This window comes from Nocardia sp. CA-145437 (genome assembly GCF_050956485.1).
GTDB lineage: Bacteria > Actinomycetota > Actinomycetes > Mycobacteriales > Mycobacteriaceae > Nocardia.
Map to the genome: position 1 here is coordinate 2,455,342 of NZ_CP191204.1, position 15,324 is coordinate 2,470,665.

A 15,324-nucleotide genomic window follows, 5' to 3' on the forward strand; every position below is an offset into this window, starting at 1 on the left:
AGGCTCAGGACCGGAGCGCCTGCCGTACCCGGGCGGCCTCCCGGGTGAGGTGGTCACGCTCGGGCACGGTGGTGGCCACGCGGGATGCCTCCGCATAGAGGTCCGCGGCCTGCTCGAGGTCCCCGGCCCGTTCGTGGAGGTAGGCGCGGGCCGCGGTGTGGCGCGGCAGATTCGGGTCCAGGTCGGCCAACTCCGTCAGCCCGGCTCGCGGCCCGTCCGCCTCACCGACCGCCACCGCGCGATTCAGCCGCACCACGGGGGTGTCGGTGAGCTGGAGCAGTTCGTCGTACCACTCGACGATCTGCACCCAATCCGTCTCGGCGGTGCTCGGGGCATCCGCGTGCAGCGCGGCGATGGCGGCCTGGGCCTGGTACTCGCCCAGCCGGTCGTGGGCGAGCGCGGCTTGCAGTATCGCCACGCCCTCGGTGATCAGGACTGTGTCCCAATGGGATCGGTCCTGCTGCGCCAGCGGCACCAGCCGGCCGTCCGCCCCGGTGCGGGACGCGCGGCGCGCGTGATGCAGCAGCATCAACGCGAGCAGCCCCGACACCTCGGGCTCCTCGGTCGCGGCGACCAGCTGGCGCGTGAGCCGGATGGCCTCGGCCGCCAGGTCGACCTCCCCGCTGTAACCCTCGTTGAACACCAGATACAGCACCCGCAACACCGTCCCCAGATCGCCGGGCCGATCCAGCGGTTGCCCCGTGATCCGCCGCTTCGCCCGGCTGATCCGTTGCGCCATGGTCGCTTCCGGCACCAGATAGGCCGCCGCGATCTGCCGAGTCGTCAACCCGCCGACCGCCCGCAGCGTCAACGCCACGGCCGATCCTGGCGACAGTGAGGGATGCGCGCACAGGAAGTACAACCACAGCGAGTCATCGGTCGCGGACACCGGCCCCGTCGCGGGCTCCTCCTCCACGGCGAGTTCCCGTCCCCGCCGCGAGGTCTCGGCCCGCGCGGCATCCACGAACTTCCGCCACGCGACCGCGACCAGCCACCCTGTCGGATCCCGCGGCGGATCGGCCTCCCACGTCTCCAACGCCCGGATCAGCGCCTCCTGCACCGCGTCCTCGGCGGCCGCGAACTCGGCCCCGCGGCGCACGAGCACGCCGATCACCGCGGGGACCAGCTCACGCAGCAGCGCCTCGTTCACTCGGTCGCCGCCGCCGACTCGCTCAGGAACGGCCGCAGCTCGAGCCACTCGTGAATCGGCTTCCCGCCCGCCCCCGGCGCCGCCGACAGCTCCCCGGCCAACTCGATCGCCCGCTCGTAGGAGTCGACGTCGATCACCATCCATCCGGCGATCAGATCCTTCGTCTCCGCGAACGGCCCGTCCGTCACCGGCGGCCGCCCCTCCCCGTCGTACCGCACCCAGGTCCCGGTCTGCGCCAGCGCCTGCCCGTCCACGAACTCCCCGCTCCGCTCCAGCCGATCCGCGAAGTCCCGCATGTATTGCACATGCGCGGTCACCTCCTCCGGCGTCCACTGGTCCATCGGCACGTCATTGACCGCCGCCGGTGCGCCCCGATAGTGCTTGAGCAGCAGATACTTGGCCATGATGTCTCCCTAGGTTCGCTCCGACCATCTCGGTCGAATGTGTCTGTCACCCCTGGGACGGAGCCACCCGCCCATTCTCGACACCCACCGCCGACAAATTTCGGAACCGACCGACATGCGTGTCAGCGACCGCGTCAGCCCGCCATCAGTGCGCTGTCAGCGACGCCGGACAAGGTACTCCCATCGAGCAAGAACGGCCCCGAACCAGACCGGATCGGGAGCCACCACAACAGCTTTCGAAGGAGCCCACCATGTCCGCCACCCTCACCCTCACCGCCCAGGACCAGGCCACCATCCGCTCGGCCGCCTACGGCGCCGTCTCCCTGCTGGCCGCCGCCTCCGCCAAGCCCAGCAAGGCCGCCAGCGCCGGCTCCCTCGCCCTGCTGTCCGCCACCGGCCCCGTCGGCCACCTGCTGAACGCCAAGTCCAAGGACATCCACCTCCCCGGCAAGACCGTCGCCCAGCTCGCCGACCAGGTCCTCCCCGCCCTCACCACCGCCACCACCCTCCTCACCCACCAGGACCCCGCCGAAGCCGACAACTTCGGCACCACCGTCCTGACCGCCCTCGAAGCCGCCGCCGCAACCACCCCCACCCCCCACCCCGCCGTCACCGAAATGACCCGCAAGATCACCGAGGCCCTTCACGTCGCATGACCGACCCCTCTGCCCGCGCCGACTTCCGAGTCGGCGCGGGCCTTTCGGCTTTCCGCCCCGTCTTCTCGGACGCGCGGCTGTTCGCCCAGGTCCGAAGCGGCTTGTAGCGCCCCGACTTTCGGGGGCGTGCCCCGGTGGGAGTGGTCTGGCCCAATAGGCTTCTGAGCGGTGAAAGGGGGGATCGAACGTGGTGGTCGGGGTGGAGATCGAGTTCGATGGGGTGACTCTCGAACAGTACGAATGTGTGATGGGGGTGGTGGGGGCGCCTGCCGGTGGGCCGATGCCGGATGGGGGGTTGTTCGGGTGGGTCGTGGCCACGGAGAGCGGGATTCGGGTTGCCGAGGTGTGGGAGTCGGAGGCGGCGTTTCGGCGGTTCGCTGCCGAGCGACTCATTCCGGTAGCCCGGCGGATCGGGATTGCCGGGGCGCCTCGGGTCACCTTTCGTGATGTGCTCGGATCTGCGAGACCTGGTGGCCTCGGGTGTTAGCGCGGGGCTAACGCGGGTTCGGTGCTGCGTCGTGGACCGGGGTCATTCGGGGCGGTTGGCTGAATGGCATGACGGATAACGGGATTGGGCAGCGAGCCGGGCGTGCGGTTGTGGTGGGGGGTGGGTCGGGAATGGGGTTCGCCATTGCCGATTCACTGCTTTCGGAGGGGTACGAGGTGGTGATCGTCGGGCGGTCGGAAGAACGGCTGGCCGACGCCGTGCGGGAGTTGGGGGACGGGAAGGTCAGTGCCGTCGCGGCGGATGTCTCTGATGAGCGGCAGGTTTCGCGGGTGTTCGAGACGGTGGGGACCGTCGACCATGTGATCAGTACCGCGGCGGATGTGGCGGGGACGTATGGGCCGATCGCCACTTTCGATTTCGAGAAAGGGCGCGGGTTCATCGAGACGAAACTGATCGGGTCGATGCTCTTGGCCAAGCACGCGCGGCTCAGCGACAACGGGTCGCTCACCGTCGTTTCCGGGATCGCGGCGTATCGGCCGGCGGCGGGTGGGGCGATGGTGGCGGCGGTGAACGCGGCATTGGAGGGGTTGGTGCGGGCGCTCGCGGTGGAGTTGGCGCCGGTGCGGGTGAACGCGGTGTCGCCGGGGTGGGTGATGACCGGGATCTGGGAGGCGATGCCGTGGCCGGACAAGGAGGAGCGGTGGCGGGCGATGGCGGAGAAGTTGCCCGCGCGGCGGCTGGGCCAGCCGGAAGATATTGCGGTGGCGGTGGTTTCGCTGCTGAAGAGCGCGTTCGTCACCGGGACCGTGGCGCACGTGGACGGCGGGCACCGGCTGGTGTGAGCCGGTGCCGGGCGCTGGTCAGAGGGTGATGTGGGTGCAGTCCACCGACAGCCCGCACGCCACCGCGGAGGGGGAGAGCAGGGCGTAGCTGAGCAGGTTGCTCGCCAGTTCGGGGATGCCGCCGTGCTGGTAGGCGTACTCCAGGACGCCGACGCTGCCTCCGCCTCCGCTGCCGCTGTCCGCGACCGGGGCGGGAGCGGCGGGCTCGAGGGTGAGGGGAGCGGCGGCGGCCGAGGCCACGGTGCCGAGGGTGAGGGCGGCGGCGGCCGCGCCGGTGACGAATGCGCGCTTCATGCGGGTCCTTCGGATATGGCTGTGCTGCACCGGCATCTGGGTGATGCCGCGGCAAAGAGTACTTATCGGACGTCCCGGGCGCGGGTTAACCGGGACAGCCGTCCGAAGAAGTTAGGATTGCGCAGAATTCGAGAGCAGGGTCCGGCACGAAACGACCGACACGTTCAGGAGATTCGGCATGTCCTATGCGGTGGATTTCACCACGGTCTCGACCGTCGGCCTGGAGTCGTCCCCGGTCGCACCCGCCCTGGCGGGCCTGCGGGCCAACGAAGCCCGCTACTTCAAGAACAAATACGACCACGTCTTCACGGTCGAGCCCGCGAGCAAGGCGAAGAAGACCATTGCCTGGGTGAGCAAGATCCTCGCCGACGAACGCCGGATCGTCATCGAGTCGAAGCCGCTCGAGGCAACGGAATTCGAAGTCGAGGGCATTCGCATGGCCTATGTCTTCTACGAGAGCGGCCTGTCGATCAACGTGATGTACACGCTCGAGGACTCCGGCAAGCGCGCCGTCGGATTCAAACTCTCCGACGGCATGGAAGTCCCCGAGGAGCTGGACTCGTTCAAATTCGCCCGGCAGAAGTCGAAGCTGGCGGGCACTATTCGAGGGTCCTTCTTCGTCATCAAGGGCGAGTACTGACCCTCGATCCGAAGCGTCAGTGGGCTTCGCTCAGCCAGATGGCTTCGGCGGCGATGCTGCCCAGATCGATGGTCCGCTCCTGCACCCGCACCGCGATGGTCCCCGCGAAGTCGCGCCGCTCCACCACCGCGATCGGCGTATCCAACGCGATGCCCAGCGAATCGAAGTACCGCAGCATCGCCGGATCGGAATCGGAAATCCGTGCCACCCGCCCGGATTCACCCGCCCCGAAATCGCTGAGCTGCCGCGCCGGGGGAGTCGGCACCGCCCCGTCCACCGACGGGATCGGGTCGCCGTGCGGATCCCGGTCGGGATGCCCGAGTTTGGCGTCGATCCGCTCCATCAAGGTCTCCGACACCGCGTGCTCGAGCACCTCGGCCTCGTCGTGCACCTCGTCCCATCCGTAGCCGAGCTCGTTGACCAGGAACGTCTCGATCAGCCGGTGCCGCCGCACCATGGCGATGGCGGCCCGCCGCCCGTCCTCGGTCAAGGTGATGGCCCCGTACCGGGCGTGCTCGACCAGACCCTGATCGGCCAGCTTGCGGACCGCCTCGGACACCGTCGACGCCGACACGCCGATCTTCTCGGCCAGCAGCTTCGTCGACACCTTCTCCTGCGACCACTCCTGCGCGGTCCAGATCACTTTCAGATAGTCCTGGGCCACCGACGACAGCACCGGTGCGACGCTGGACGCCCCGCTCGCGGCGGTGAGGGTGGTCCCGTGGGGTGCGGAAGGTGCGGACGGATCGGCCAGCTCGCGGCGGGTGGCGATGTCTCGTTTTCCGGGCACGTAACCGAGCTTAGGCACATGCCGCGCGGTTTCACACATCGGCGCGCTCGCTGGTAGAGGCACCCGCCGCCGAGCGCCCCGGACCGGTGAACACACGGTGACGGGCATGCTTCCGGCCGTGGACTTCCGCACGGCGGAATATTGTCCGAGACGCGCTTTGCGTAGGCTTCCGGTGTGCAGAGATGGCGAAGCCTCGAGGAGATGCCCGCGGACTGGGGCCGGTGTGTCCTCACCATCGGGGTGTTCGACGGCGTGCACCGCGGGCATACCCAGCTGATCAGCCGCGCGGTGAAATCCGCTGCGGTGCGCGGCGTTCCGTCGGTGCTGATGACCTTCGACCCGCATCCGGTGGACGTGGTGCGCCCGGGAACGCATCCGCCGCAGCTGTCCACCCTGGACCGGCGCGCGGAACTGGTCGAGGAACTCGGCATCGACGTGTTCGTGGTGATGCCGTTCACCCGCGACTTCATGAAGCTCACCCCCGAGGAGTACGTCGAGGAACTGCTGGTGAACCGCCTGCACGTGTCCGAGGTCGTGGTGGGCGACAACTTCACCTTCGGCAAGCAGGCCGCCGGCACCCTCGACACCATGCGGGAGCTGGGCAACCGCTACGGCTTCGAGGTCGACGGCGTGCAGCTGCTGGGCGAGCACGCGGTCACCTTCTCCTCCACCTACATCCGCGGCTGCCTGTCCGAGGGCAATGTGGGCGCCGCCGCCGAGGCGCTGGGCCGCCCGCACCGCGTCGAGGGCGTGGTCGTGCACGGCGACGGTCGCGGCAAGGGCCTGGGCTTCCCGACCGCCAACGTGGCCCCCACCATGCATGCCGCCATCCCCGCCGACGGCGTGTACGCGGGCTGGTTCACCGTCCTCGAGCCCGGCGACCCGCTGGCGGGCACCCGCCACATGACCGCCATCTCGGTCGGCACCAACCCGACCTTCGACGGCCGCAACCGTACCGTCGAGCCCCATATCCTCGACTTCGACGCCGACCTCTACGGCAAGCACGTGGCCGTCGACTTCGTCGAGCAGCTGCGCGGCATGCGCAAGTTCGAGTCGATCGAGGAACTGGTCGAGGCCATCCGCCGCGACTGCGATCAGGCCCGCAAGGTGCTCGGCGGCGAGGCCGACGACTAGGCCGCGCCAGGGCCGATTTCCGCGACAGTATCGCCTCCGGTAGGCTGTCACGTCGGGTTTGCTGCGGTCCGCGGCGGCTGCCCGGGCCGGGTTGTCCCGGCCTCCTCCGAGCGCGGTCTGAAACAAGGAGTATCTGTGGCTCTCACCACCGAGCAGAAGTCGGCCATCCTCGCCGAGTACGGCGTCCACGAGAAGGACACCGGTTCCCCGGAGGCGCAGATCGCGCTGCTGTCGAAGCGGATCGCCGACATCACCGAGCACCTCAAGAAGCACAAGCACGACCACCACACCCGCCACGGTCTGATGGCGCTGATCGGTCGTCGCAAGCGGCTGTCGAAGTACCTGCAGGACAAGGACATCAACCGCTACCGTTCGCTGATCGAGCGTCTCGGCCTGCGTCGCTGATTCCAGCCGCGGACCCCTCGGCCCACGAGGTGACACACCTGGTGAGCGGAGGTAGTTGACGAACCGGCCAACGAGGAGGCATAGAATCCTTCTCGTTGGCCTTTCGTATATGTGGCCGGAGGTTCCCCACGAGGGGGGACACGGCCGGATATACGCCGACACGAGCCGTATGCACCCGTCGCGTGGCGTCGGTCTTCGGTAGTGGCTTTTCGGGGCGCGAAGTATGAGATGAACCATGCGCGCCCGGAGGGCTTCGATCGATGACCGCCTCCGCGTCGCCGTATCCAAGGGGATACCGGCCGGGTGTGCGTTGCGGCAGCCACGAGGGCTGCCGCGCGCCCATGCCGGGTACGGCTTGCCTGCCGGTGGGCACGTGAACGAACACGTGCCGGATCCGGCGAAGACGAGAGGTTGAGATAACAAAGATGTCCGACACCCAGACCAGTTCCGCCGCCGAGGTCGAGCCCGGCGTTTTCGAGTCCGTCGCCCTGATCGACAACGGTGCTTTCGGTACTCGCACCATCCGTTTCGAGACCGGCCGCCTGGCCAAGCAGGCCGCGGGTTCCGTGGTCGCCTACCTCGACGACGAGACCATGCTGCTCTCGGCCACCACGGCCTCCAAGCAGCCCAAGGACCAGTTCGACTTCTTCCCGCTGACGGTGGACGTCGAGGAGCGCATGTACGCCGCGGGCCGCATCCCCGGCTCGTTCTTCCGTCGTGAGGGCCGCCCCTCCACCGACGCGATCCTGACCTGCCGCCTGATCGACCGGCCGCTGCGCCCGTCGTTCGTCGACGGCCTGCGCAACGAGATCCAGGTCGTCGTGACCGTCATGTCGCTGGATCCGAAGGATCTGTACGACGTGGTCGCGATCAACGCCGCCTCGGCGTCCACCCAGATCGCGGGCCTGCCCTTCTCCGGCCCGGTCGGCGGCGTGCGCGTCGCCCTGATCGAGGGCCAGTGGGTCGCGTTCCCGACCGTCGAGCAGCTCGAGAACGCCGTGTTCGACATGGTCGTCGCCGGTCGCGTGGTCGACGGTGACGTCGCCATCATGATGGTCGAGGCCGAGGCCACCGACAACGTGCTGGCCCTGATCGCCGACGGCGCCTCCGCCCCGACGGAAATCGTTGTGGCCGAAGGCCTCGAGGCCGCCAAGCCGTTCATCGCCCGCCTGTGCAAGGCGCAGGCCGACCTGGCCGCCCTGGCGGCCAAGCCGACCGAAGAGTTCCCGATCTTCCTGCCGTACCAGCCCGACGCCTACGAGGCCGTCGAGGGCACCGCCAAGCGTGAGCTGAACGAGGCGCTGTCCATCGCGGGCAAGCAGGAGCGCGACGAGCGCACCGACGAGATCAAGCTGGCCGTGCTCTCCGAGCTGGCCGAGTCCTTCGCCGGTCGCGAGAAGGAGCTGGGCGCGGCCTTCCGCTCGGTCACCAAGAAGCTGGTCCGCCAGCGCATCCTGACCGACAGCTTCCGCATCGACGGTCGTGGCCTCGCGGACATCCGCGCGCTCTCGGCCGAGGTCGCCGTGGTGCCGCGCGCTCACGGTTCGGCGCTGTTCGAGCGTGGCGAGACCCAGATCCTGGGCGTCACCACCCTCGACATGGTGAAGATGGCGCAGCAGGTCGACTCGCTCGGCCCGGAGACCTCCAAGCGCTACATGCACCACTACAACTTCCCGCCGTTCTCCACCGGTGAGACCGGTCGCGTGGGCTCGCCCAAGCGTCGCGAGATCGGCCACGGCGCTCTCGCCGAGCGCGCCCTGATGCCGGTGCTGCCCTCGCAGGAGGAGTTCCCCTACGCCATCCGTCAGGTGTCGGAGGCGCTGGGCTCCAACGGTTCCACCTCGATGGGCTCGGTCTGCGCCTCGACCCTGTCGCTGCTGAACGCCGGTGTGCCGCTGAAGGCCCCCGTCGCCGGTATCGCCATGGGCCTGGTGTCGGACACCGTGAAGAACGACAAGGGTGAGGACGAGGTCCGCTACGTGGCCCTCACCGACATCCTCGGCGCCGAGGATGCCTTCGGCGACATGGACTTCAAGGTCGCCGGTACCCGCGAGTTCGTCACCGCCCTGCAGCTGGACACCAAGCTCGACGGCATCCCGTCGCAGGTGCTGGCCGGCGCGCTGAACCAGGCCAAGGACGCCCGCGACACCATCCTGGACGTGATGGCCGAGGCCATCGCCACCCCGGACGAGATGAGCCCCTACGCTCCGCGCGTCACCGCCATCAAGATCCCGGTCGACAAGATCGGCGAGGTGATCGGACCCAAGGGCAAGGTGATCAACCAGATCACCGAGGACACCGGCGCCAACATCTCCATCGAGGATGACGGCACCGTGTTCGTCGGTGCGACCGACGGCCCGTCGGCGCAGGCCGCGATCGACGCGATCAACGCCATCGCCAACCCGCAGCTGCCGAAGGTCGGCGAGCGCTTCCTGGGCACGGTCGTCAAGACCACCGCCTTCGGCGCGTTCGTGTCGCTGCTCCCGGGCCGCGACGGTCTGGTCCACATCTCGAAGCTGGGCAACGGCAAGCGCGTCGCCAAGGTCGAGGACGTGGTCAACGTGGGTGACAAGATCCGCGTCGAGATCGCCGACATCGACAACCGCGGCAAGATCTCGCTGGTTCCGATCGACGAGGATTCGGACAACTCCGCGACCTCGGCTGCGGTCGACGCGAACGCAGAGTAATCATTTCTCTGTGACGAAGAAGCAGTCCGCGGTGCGCGCGGGTTCCGCGCGCACCGCGAAGGACTCCGCGCAGAACAACGCCCCCTTGCTCCGCAACCTGGAGCAGGGGGGTTCTGCGCTGGCGATCGACCGGAACGAGTCTCCCGCAATGGATATCGGAGTGCGCCGGACCGTCCTGCCCGGCGGTCTGCGGGTCGTGACCGAGCATGTGCCGGGTGTGCGCTCGGCCTCGATCGGCGTATGGGTGGGTGTCGGTTCGCGCGACGAGGGCCCGACCGTGGCCGGCGCCGCGCATTTCCTCGAGCATCTGCTCTTCAAGGCCACGCCCTCGCGCTCGGCCCTGGACATCGCCGAGGCCATGGACGCGGTCGGCGGCGAGCTCAACGCGTTCACCGCGAAGGAACAGACCTGCTACTACGCCCACGTGCTCGACGAGGACCTGCCGCTGGCGGTGGACCTGGTCAGCGACGTGGTGCTCAACGGGCTGTGCCGCGCCGAGGACGTGAACGTGGAGCGGCAGGTGGTGCTGGAGGAGATCTCCATGCGCGACGACGATCCCGAGGACATGGTCGGCGACGCGTTCCTGACCGCGCTGTTCGGCGACCACCCGATCGGGCGTCCGGTGATCGGCAGTGTCGAGACCATCGAGGCCATGGGCGCGCACCAGCTGCGCTCGTTCCACCTGCGCCGCTACCGGCCCGACCGGATGGTGGTGGCGGTCGCGGGCAATATCGAGCACGAGCACGTCGTCGAATTGGTGTTCCGCGCCTTCGAGAATCGGCTCGAGACCGGACTGGAACCGGCGCCGCGCCGCGAGGGCAGGTTCCGCCCGCGCGGCAATCCGGAACTGATCCGCATCAACCGGGACAGCGAGCAGGCGCACCTGGTGTTCGGCACCCGCGCCTTCGGGCGGCACGAGGGTGAGAAGCGCTGGCCGCTGTCGATCCTCAACACCGTGCTCGGCGGCGGCCTGAGTTCGCGGCTGTTCCAGCGCATTCGGGAGGAGCGCGGGCTGGCGTACTCGGTGTACTCCAGTGTCGACACCTTCGCCGACACCGGCGCGTTCTCGGTGTACCTGGGCTGCCAGCCCGAAAACCTCGGTCGCGTAGCCGCTCTGGCGCACGGCGTGCTCGAGGAGGTGGCGGCCGACGGCATCACCGACGCCGAATGCGCTCGCGCCAAGGGTTCGCTGCGCGGGGGCCTGGTGCTGGGGCTCGAGGACTCCGGATCGCGGATGAACCGGATCGGGCGCTCGGAGCTCAGCTACGGCAATCACCGCAGTGTGTCCGAAACCCTCGCTCGCATCGACGAAGTCACCACCGAGGAGGTGTCCTCGATCGCGACGAGCTTGTTGGCGCGACCGTTCGGGGCGGCGGTGGCCGGACCGTATCGGCGCACCCGCGACCTGCCCTCGGCCGTCCGGAATCTGGTCGGCTGAAATACTTACTCGGCGGTAATCTCCAGCCGACGGTGAGGTATGCCCGTTTGTGGCTATGATCACCTCGCCGGAATGGGAGGGGTCGTGGTCGAACCAGGTGAGAACTTCGCCGGGTATGTCATCGAACGTGAGCTCGGACGCGGCGGGATGGGTGCGGTGTACCTGGCGCGCCATCCGCGCCTGCCGCGTTGGATCGCACTGAAGCTGTTGAACGCGGAGTACCACGGCGACAGCGAGACTCACGCTCGATTCGAACGCGAGGCCGACCTCGCGGCCCGGCTGAATCACCCCGGTGTGGTCACCGTCTACGACCGCGGCGTCGAGGACGGGCGACTGTGGATCGCCATGCAGTACGTCGACGGCATCGAAGCCGAATCGGTCACCGACATGACCGCCGAGCGCGCCGTCGAGATCGTCGCCGCCACCGCCGACGCCCTCGACTACGCGCATCGCGTCGGCGTGCTCCACCGAGATGTCAAGCCCGCCAACATCATGCTGGCGCGCGAGACCCGCGAACAGCAGGCGGGGGTGTTGCTCACCGACTTCGGCATCGCCCGGCTACAGGAGGACACCGGCCGCCTCACCGGCTCCGGCTCGGTCATGGCGACCTTGGCCTACGCCTCCCCGGAGCAGCTGCAGAACCAGCCGGTCGACCACCGCGCCGACCAATACTCCTTGGCCTGCACCCTGTTCCGATTGCTGACCGGGGTTCCGCTCTTCCGTGCGAACGACCTCGGCGCGATCGTCAAAGCCCACCTGTACGACAACCCGCCCCCGATCGCCGGCCTGCGACCCGACCTGCCCGCGACCCTGGATCCGGTCCTGGCCCGCGCCCTGGCCAAGAACCCCGACGACCGGTACCCGACCTGTTCGGAATTCGCGGCGGCCGCGCAACGAGCGCTCGCCGAGGGCGTCGCGGTCGAGAGTCCCCACGCACCGCCGCGCCGCCGAGGCGCGGATGCCTCCGTCCGACGGCCCGCCGCGCCGTCCACCGGCCGCCGGGGGACCAGGAACGCGCCGGGTTCGCGAGCGGAGCAAGCGGATTCACCGGCGGGTCGATGGCAGCAATCGGACCCCACCGCGGTGCGGCGGGGGCACCAGTCCGATACGCCGCCACCCTGGCCCGGACAGCAGCCCGACTCCTCGGGGGCACGGCGGAGCCAGTCGAACACACCGGCGGCCCGGCCCGGGAAGCCGTCCGACACGTCGGCGATGCGTCGGGCGCAGCAGCCGGACGCACCCGCGGTCTGGCCGGGACAGCAGGCCGAGGCGTCGGGGGCGCGACGCGGATCGCAGCCGGATTCCGCTGCGCGCCGAAGACATCCGTCGGAGACCACCGGGGCGCGGCGGGTGCACCCGTCGGAGACCACGGGCGCGCGACGTGTGCATCCCTCGGAGACCACGGGCGCGCGGCGAGTTCATCCCTCGGAGGTCACCGGAGCCCGGCGAGCACACCAGCCGGACGCCGCCGGGGCGCGTCGGACCTCGCCAGCGGAAACGACCGGGGCACGGCGGATTCCGCCATCGACGGCGGCGCGTTCGGGCCGGCTGACCGACATTCCCGCCCTGTTCGGGCCGCGCACGGACCGGCATCAGTCGCCGCCACCTCGTATGACCGCTCCGGGTACGGGCCGGTGGCTGGGCGGCCTGCGCATGCTGGTGATGATGAGCGTGGGTCTGGCGGTCGCGCTCGGCGTGGTGGTGTTCGTCATGAGCCCGTCCGGCCGCGGCGCCAAGCCGAAGCCGGCGGCGGCTGAGATCGCCCAGATCAGTGCGGCCTTCCCCGGGCTGGTGCCGCGTTCTCCGGAGCTGGGCTCGGGATTCAACTCGGCCAGCTGCCGCGTGGTCGATCACGACACCAAGGACTTCCTGCCGCCCTTCGCCTTCGAGGGCTGGGCCGCGGCCTGGGACTGCCAGTACTCCGCCGACCACGAAGTCCGCGAGTACATCGTCTTCGCCTACGATTCCGCCGCGGTGGCGCGCTCGGCGGCCCGCCGGATCCGCCCCGCCGGTAGCGCTTTGGAGGATCTGACCTTCAAGGAGTTCTGCGGCTCGAAGCAGTACGTCAACCACCGCTTCGACGCCACCGCCGACGTCCCGTCCACGGTCTTCGCCACCTCCTTCTTCGACGACCCCAAGCGCGAGAAGTTCCTCATGTACACCCGCGGCATCCCCACCACCCCGAGCGGTGTCGTCGACTGGTGGAAGTCCTTGCCGCTCACCCAGTCCTGACCGGTCGCGGGCATCAGGCCCGAGCGCGACCCGCGCCGCCGCTGTGGCGCGTCGTCGAAACCTCGACGGGCGCGGCCGGTTCCCTGTCGCTTCCACGTGTCCGGGACGTTGGCTGCTGTCCTTCGCCGAGCAGGGTCGGGCGACATCGGTGCCCTCGTGGTTGTAGGCGTTCATCAGGTCGGTGAGTTCATCGACCAGCGCCCGCAAGGCCGGGGAGTCGACACCGTCGGCAAGGCCGGGGAGTCGACACCGTCGGCGTCGGTGGCCCACCCGCGGGGAATGGCGCCGACCGTGATCAGAATGCCCGCGTCGGCGGGGGCGCGCGGTTGATCGCCTCGCGCGGTGGCCGGCTACTCCGGTGCGTGTTCGCGGTTCGCGGCGGCGAGGACGGCGGGGAGCAGGCCGGGGAGGGCGACGTCGAGGTCGTCCGCGCGCAGGCGTAGGTGGGTGTTGCCGTCGATGGTGACGCGTTCGGTGACGCCCGCTTCGCGCAGGATCTTGAAGTGGTGGGCGGCGGTGGATTTGCTGACGCCGTCGTAGGTGAGGCTGCAGCGGATGGGGACGCCGGCTTCGGCCAGGCGGCGGACGATTTCCAGGCGGACCGGGTCCTGGAGCGCGCCGAGCACCGCGGGGAGCGGGGCCACGGCGGGCAGCGCGTCGGTGTCGGTCATGACCTACCTCACGGGAAAACTAGTTTGATAACTGTCGAACCTTGGCTACGGTGAGTTCGATAAGATTCAAACTTACCTGATGGAGGCCGGGATGGCGTCGGCAACAGCGGTGGAGACCAGTGCGGAACGGGGCACTCAGAGCTGGGCGTACGCGCTCGTCCTCGCCGCCAGTGGTGTGGCGCTCGGCGTCTCGGGCGCGCCCGCGCCGCTCTACGGGCTCTATCAACGCAGCTGGCATTTCTCTCCGCTCACCACCACATTCGTGTTCGCCGTCTACGCGGTGGCCGCGCTCGGCGCGGTCCTCGTGTCGGGCCGGATCTCGGATGTGGTGGGCCGCAAGCCGGTCCTGCTCGGCGCGTTCGCGACCATGATCGTCGGCCTGGTGGTGTTCCTGTTCGCCGACAATGTGGCCATGCTGCTGCTGGCGCGGGCGCTGCACGGGGCCGCGGTCGGCGCGATCGTGGTGGCGGGCGCGGCGGCGCTGCTGGACCTGCGCCCGCAGGCGGGCGCGCGGTCGGGTCAGCTGTCCGGGGTCGCCTTCAATGTCGGTATGGCCGTGGCGATCCTGGGGTCGGCGGTGCTGGCCCAGTACGCGCCGCATCCGCTGCGGACGCCGTATGTGGTGATCACGCTGGTGTGCCTGCTGATCGCCGCGGGCGTGCTGGCGCTGCGGGAACCGCACGCGGCGCGGCAGAAGCAGCGGATTACCATCGCCAAACCAGCTGTGCCGCAGGAGATCCGCGCTGACTTCTGGTTCTCCGCGCTCGGCGTGATGGCGGCCTGGTCGGTGCTGGGCGTGCTGCTGTCGCTGTACCCCTCGCTGGCCTCGGCCGAGACCGGCATCCACAATCTGGTGTTCGGCGGCGCGGTGGTGGCTTCCACGGCGACCGCGGGCGCACTCGCCCAGGCCGTCGCGGGCGGCATCCCGGCGCGCCGCGCGGCCATCGCGGGCGACATCGGCATGGCGATCGCGCTGCTGCTCACCATTCCGGCGCTCGACACCCACAACTGGGTGCTGGTGCTGCTGGCCGGGCTCGCGCTGGGCGGCACCTTCGGCCTGGGCTTCGGCGGATCGCTGCGGCACCTGTCCAACGTTGTGCCGCAACACAAGCGGGGCGAGACCATGTCGGCCTACTACCTGCTGGCCTACTCGGCCATGGCGGTGCCGACGGTGCTGGCGGGCTGGGCGGCCACCACGTGGGGGCTGAGCACGGTCTTCCCGTGGTTCGTCGCGGTGGTCGCGCTGGCCTGCCTGGGCGCGGCCGGGATCGGCTTGCGTCGCAACGTCGAGGCCGCGGCAGCCGTGGTGGCCACCGCGGCTGTCGACTGACTATCGCGCTGCGGTCCACGTTCTCGGAACAACCCGTCCGCACAACCCGTCCGCCCCGGTAACCCCACATGTCCGGGGCGGACGCGGCATTCCGGGCGAAACGGATTGCGATGCCCGATTTTTCGGGTGCGCGAAGTCGGGTGGAATTGCCGCATCCGATGCGTGACGCGTCCCGGATCGCTATTCTTCGGCTATGCGGCGGT

14 protein-coding genes are annotated in these 15,324 nt (G+C 69.3%); 9 read left to right on the forward strand and 5 right to left on the reverse strand.

Annotated features, from left to right (window positions below; translation table 11 throughout):
• Window positions 1–4: 4 nt before the first annotated feature.
• A complete protein-coding gene (locus ACQPYY_RS11005) occupies window positions 5–1,150 on the reverse strand; it encodes an RNA polymerase sigma factor (protein ID WP_433593649.1) in 1,146 nt (381 codons plus the stop codon).
• Window positions 1,147–1,554 carry a YciI family protein gene (locus ACQPYY_RS11010; RefSeq protein WP_379096086.1) on the reverse strand — a complete coding sequence of 136 codons (408 nt, stop codon included), beginning with the start codon at window positions 1,552–1,554 and terminating at the stop codon, window positions 1,147–1,149. The genes ACQPYY_RS11005 and ACQPYY_RS11010 overlap by 4 nt, the downstream gene beginning before the upstream one ends.
• A gap of 251 nt (window positions 1,555–1,805) precedes the next feature.
• On the opposite strand from ACQPYY_RS11010, the gene ACQPYY_RS11015 reads away from it, so the two are divergent.
• Window positions 1,806–2,210 (forward strand): hypothetical protein, encoded by a 405-nt coding sequence (locus tag ACQPYY_RS11015; protein ID WP_433593650.1) that lies wholly within the window; start codon window positions 1,806–1,808, stop codon window positions 2,208–2,210.
• A gap of 555 nt (window positions 2,211–2,765) precedes the next feature.
• On the forward strand, window positions 2,766–3,500 hold the full coding sequence (locus ACQPYY_RS11020; protein WP_433593651.1) for an SDR family oxidoreductase: 735 nt from the start codon (window positions 2,766–2,768) through the stop codon (window positions 3,498–3,500).
• An 18-nt stretch (window positions 3,501–3,518) separates the two neighbouring features.
• Here the strand turns inward: ACQPYY_RS11020 and ACQPYY_RS11025 are convergent, their stop codons facing one another.
• Window positions 3,519–3,794 (reverse strand): hypothetical protein, encoded by a 276-nt coding sequence (locus ACQPYY_RS11025; protein ID WP_379096093.1) that lies wholly within the window; start codon window positions 3,792–3,794, stop codon window positions 3,519–3,521.
• A 178-nt stretch (window positions 3,795–3,972) separates the two neighbouring features.
• Here ACQPYY_RS11025 and ACQPYY_RS11030 point away from each other — a divergent pair, with 178 nt between their 5' ends.
• The gene (locus tag ACQPYY_RS11030; protein WP_433593652.1) at window positions 3,973–4,434 is read left to right on the forward strand and encodes a phage tail protein; all 462 of its coding nucleotides are present in this window, start codon (window positions 3,973–3,975) and stop codon (window positions 4,432–4,434) included.
• A 16-nt stretch (window positions 4,435–4,450) separates the two neighbouring features.
• On the opposite strand, the gene ACQPYY_RS11035 is transcribed toward ACQPYY_RS11030, so the two are convergent.
• Window positions 4,451–5,224 carry a metal-dependent transcriptional regulator gene (locus ACQPYY_RS11035; RefSeq protein WP_379096099.1) on the reverse strand — a complete coding sequence of 258 codons (774 nt, stop codon included), beginning with the start codon at window positions 5,222–5,224 and terminating at the stop codon, window positions 4,451–4,453.
• Between the two features lie 174 nt (window positions 5,225–5,398).
• On the opposite strand from ACQPYY_RS11035, the gene ACQPYY_RS11040 reads away from it, so the two are divergent.
• From ACQPYY_RS11040 to ACQPYY_RS11060, 5 genes are all read left to right on the forward strand, one after another.
• A complete protein-coding gene (locus tag ACQPYY_RS11040; RefSeq protein ID WP_379096101.1) occupies window positions 5,399–6,358 on the forward strand; it encodes a bifunctional riboflavin kinase/FAD synthetase in 960 nt (319 codons plus the stop codon).
• 135 nt (window positions 6,359–6,493) lie between these two features.
• Window positions 6,494–6,763: a 30S ribosomal protein S15 gene (gene rpsO, locus ACQPYY_RS11045; protein WP_213556830.1), complete on the forward strand. Its 270-nt coding sequence runs from the start codon at window positions 6,494–6,496 to the stop codon at window positions 6,761–6,763.
• Between the two features lie 425 nt (window positions 6,764–7,188).
• Window positions 7,189–9,450 (forward strand): polyribonucleotide nucleotidyltransferase, encoded by a 2,262-nt coding sequence (locus ACQPYY_RS11050; RefSeq protein WP_357093352.1) that lies wholly within the window; start codon window positions 7,189–7,191, stop codon window positions 9,448–9,450.
• Between the two features lie 148 nt (window positions 9,451–9,598).
• On the forward strand, window positions 9,599–10,888 hold the full coding sequence (locus ACQPYY_RS11055; RefSeq protein ID WP_379100156.1) for a M16 family metallopeptidase: 1,290 nt from the start codon (window positions 9,599–9,601) through the stop codon (window positions 10,886–10,888).
• Between the two features lie 84 nt (window positions 10,889–10,972).
• Window positions 10,973–13,120 (forward strand): protein kinase domain-containing protein, encoded by a 2,148-nt coding sequence (locus ACQPYY_RS11060; protein ID WP_433593653.1) that lies wholly within the window; start codon window positions 10,973–10,975, stop codon window positions 13,118–13,120.
• A gap of 350 nt (window positions 13,121–13,470) precedes the next feature.
• Here ACQPYY_RS11060 and ACQPYY_RS11065 read toward each other — a convergent pair whose 3' ends face one another.
• Entirely contained in the window at window positions 13,471–13,791 is a 321-nt protein-coding gene (locus ACQPYY_RS11065) for an ArsR/SmtB family transcription factor (protein WP_379096110.1), read from the reverse strand.
• Between the two features lie 91 nt (window positions 13,792–13,882).
• Between ACQPYY_RS11065 and ACQPYY_RS11070 the strand changes: the two genes are divergently transcribed.
• Window positions 13,883–15,121, forward strand: a complete 1,239-nt coding sequence (locus ACQPYY_RS11070; protein WP_433593654.1) for an MFS transporter — start codon at window positions 13,883–13,885, stop codon at window positions 15,119–15,121.
• The last annotated feature ends 203 nt before the right edge of the window (window positions 15,122–15,324 follow it).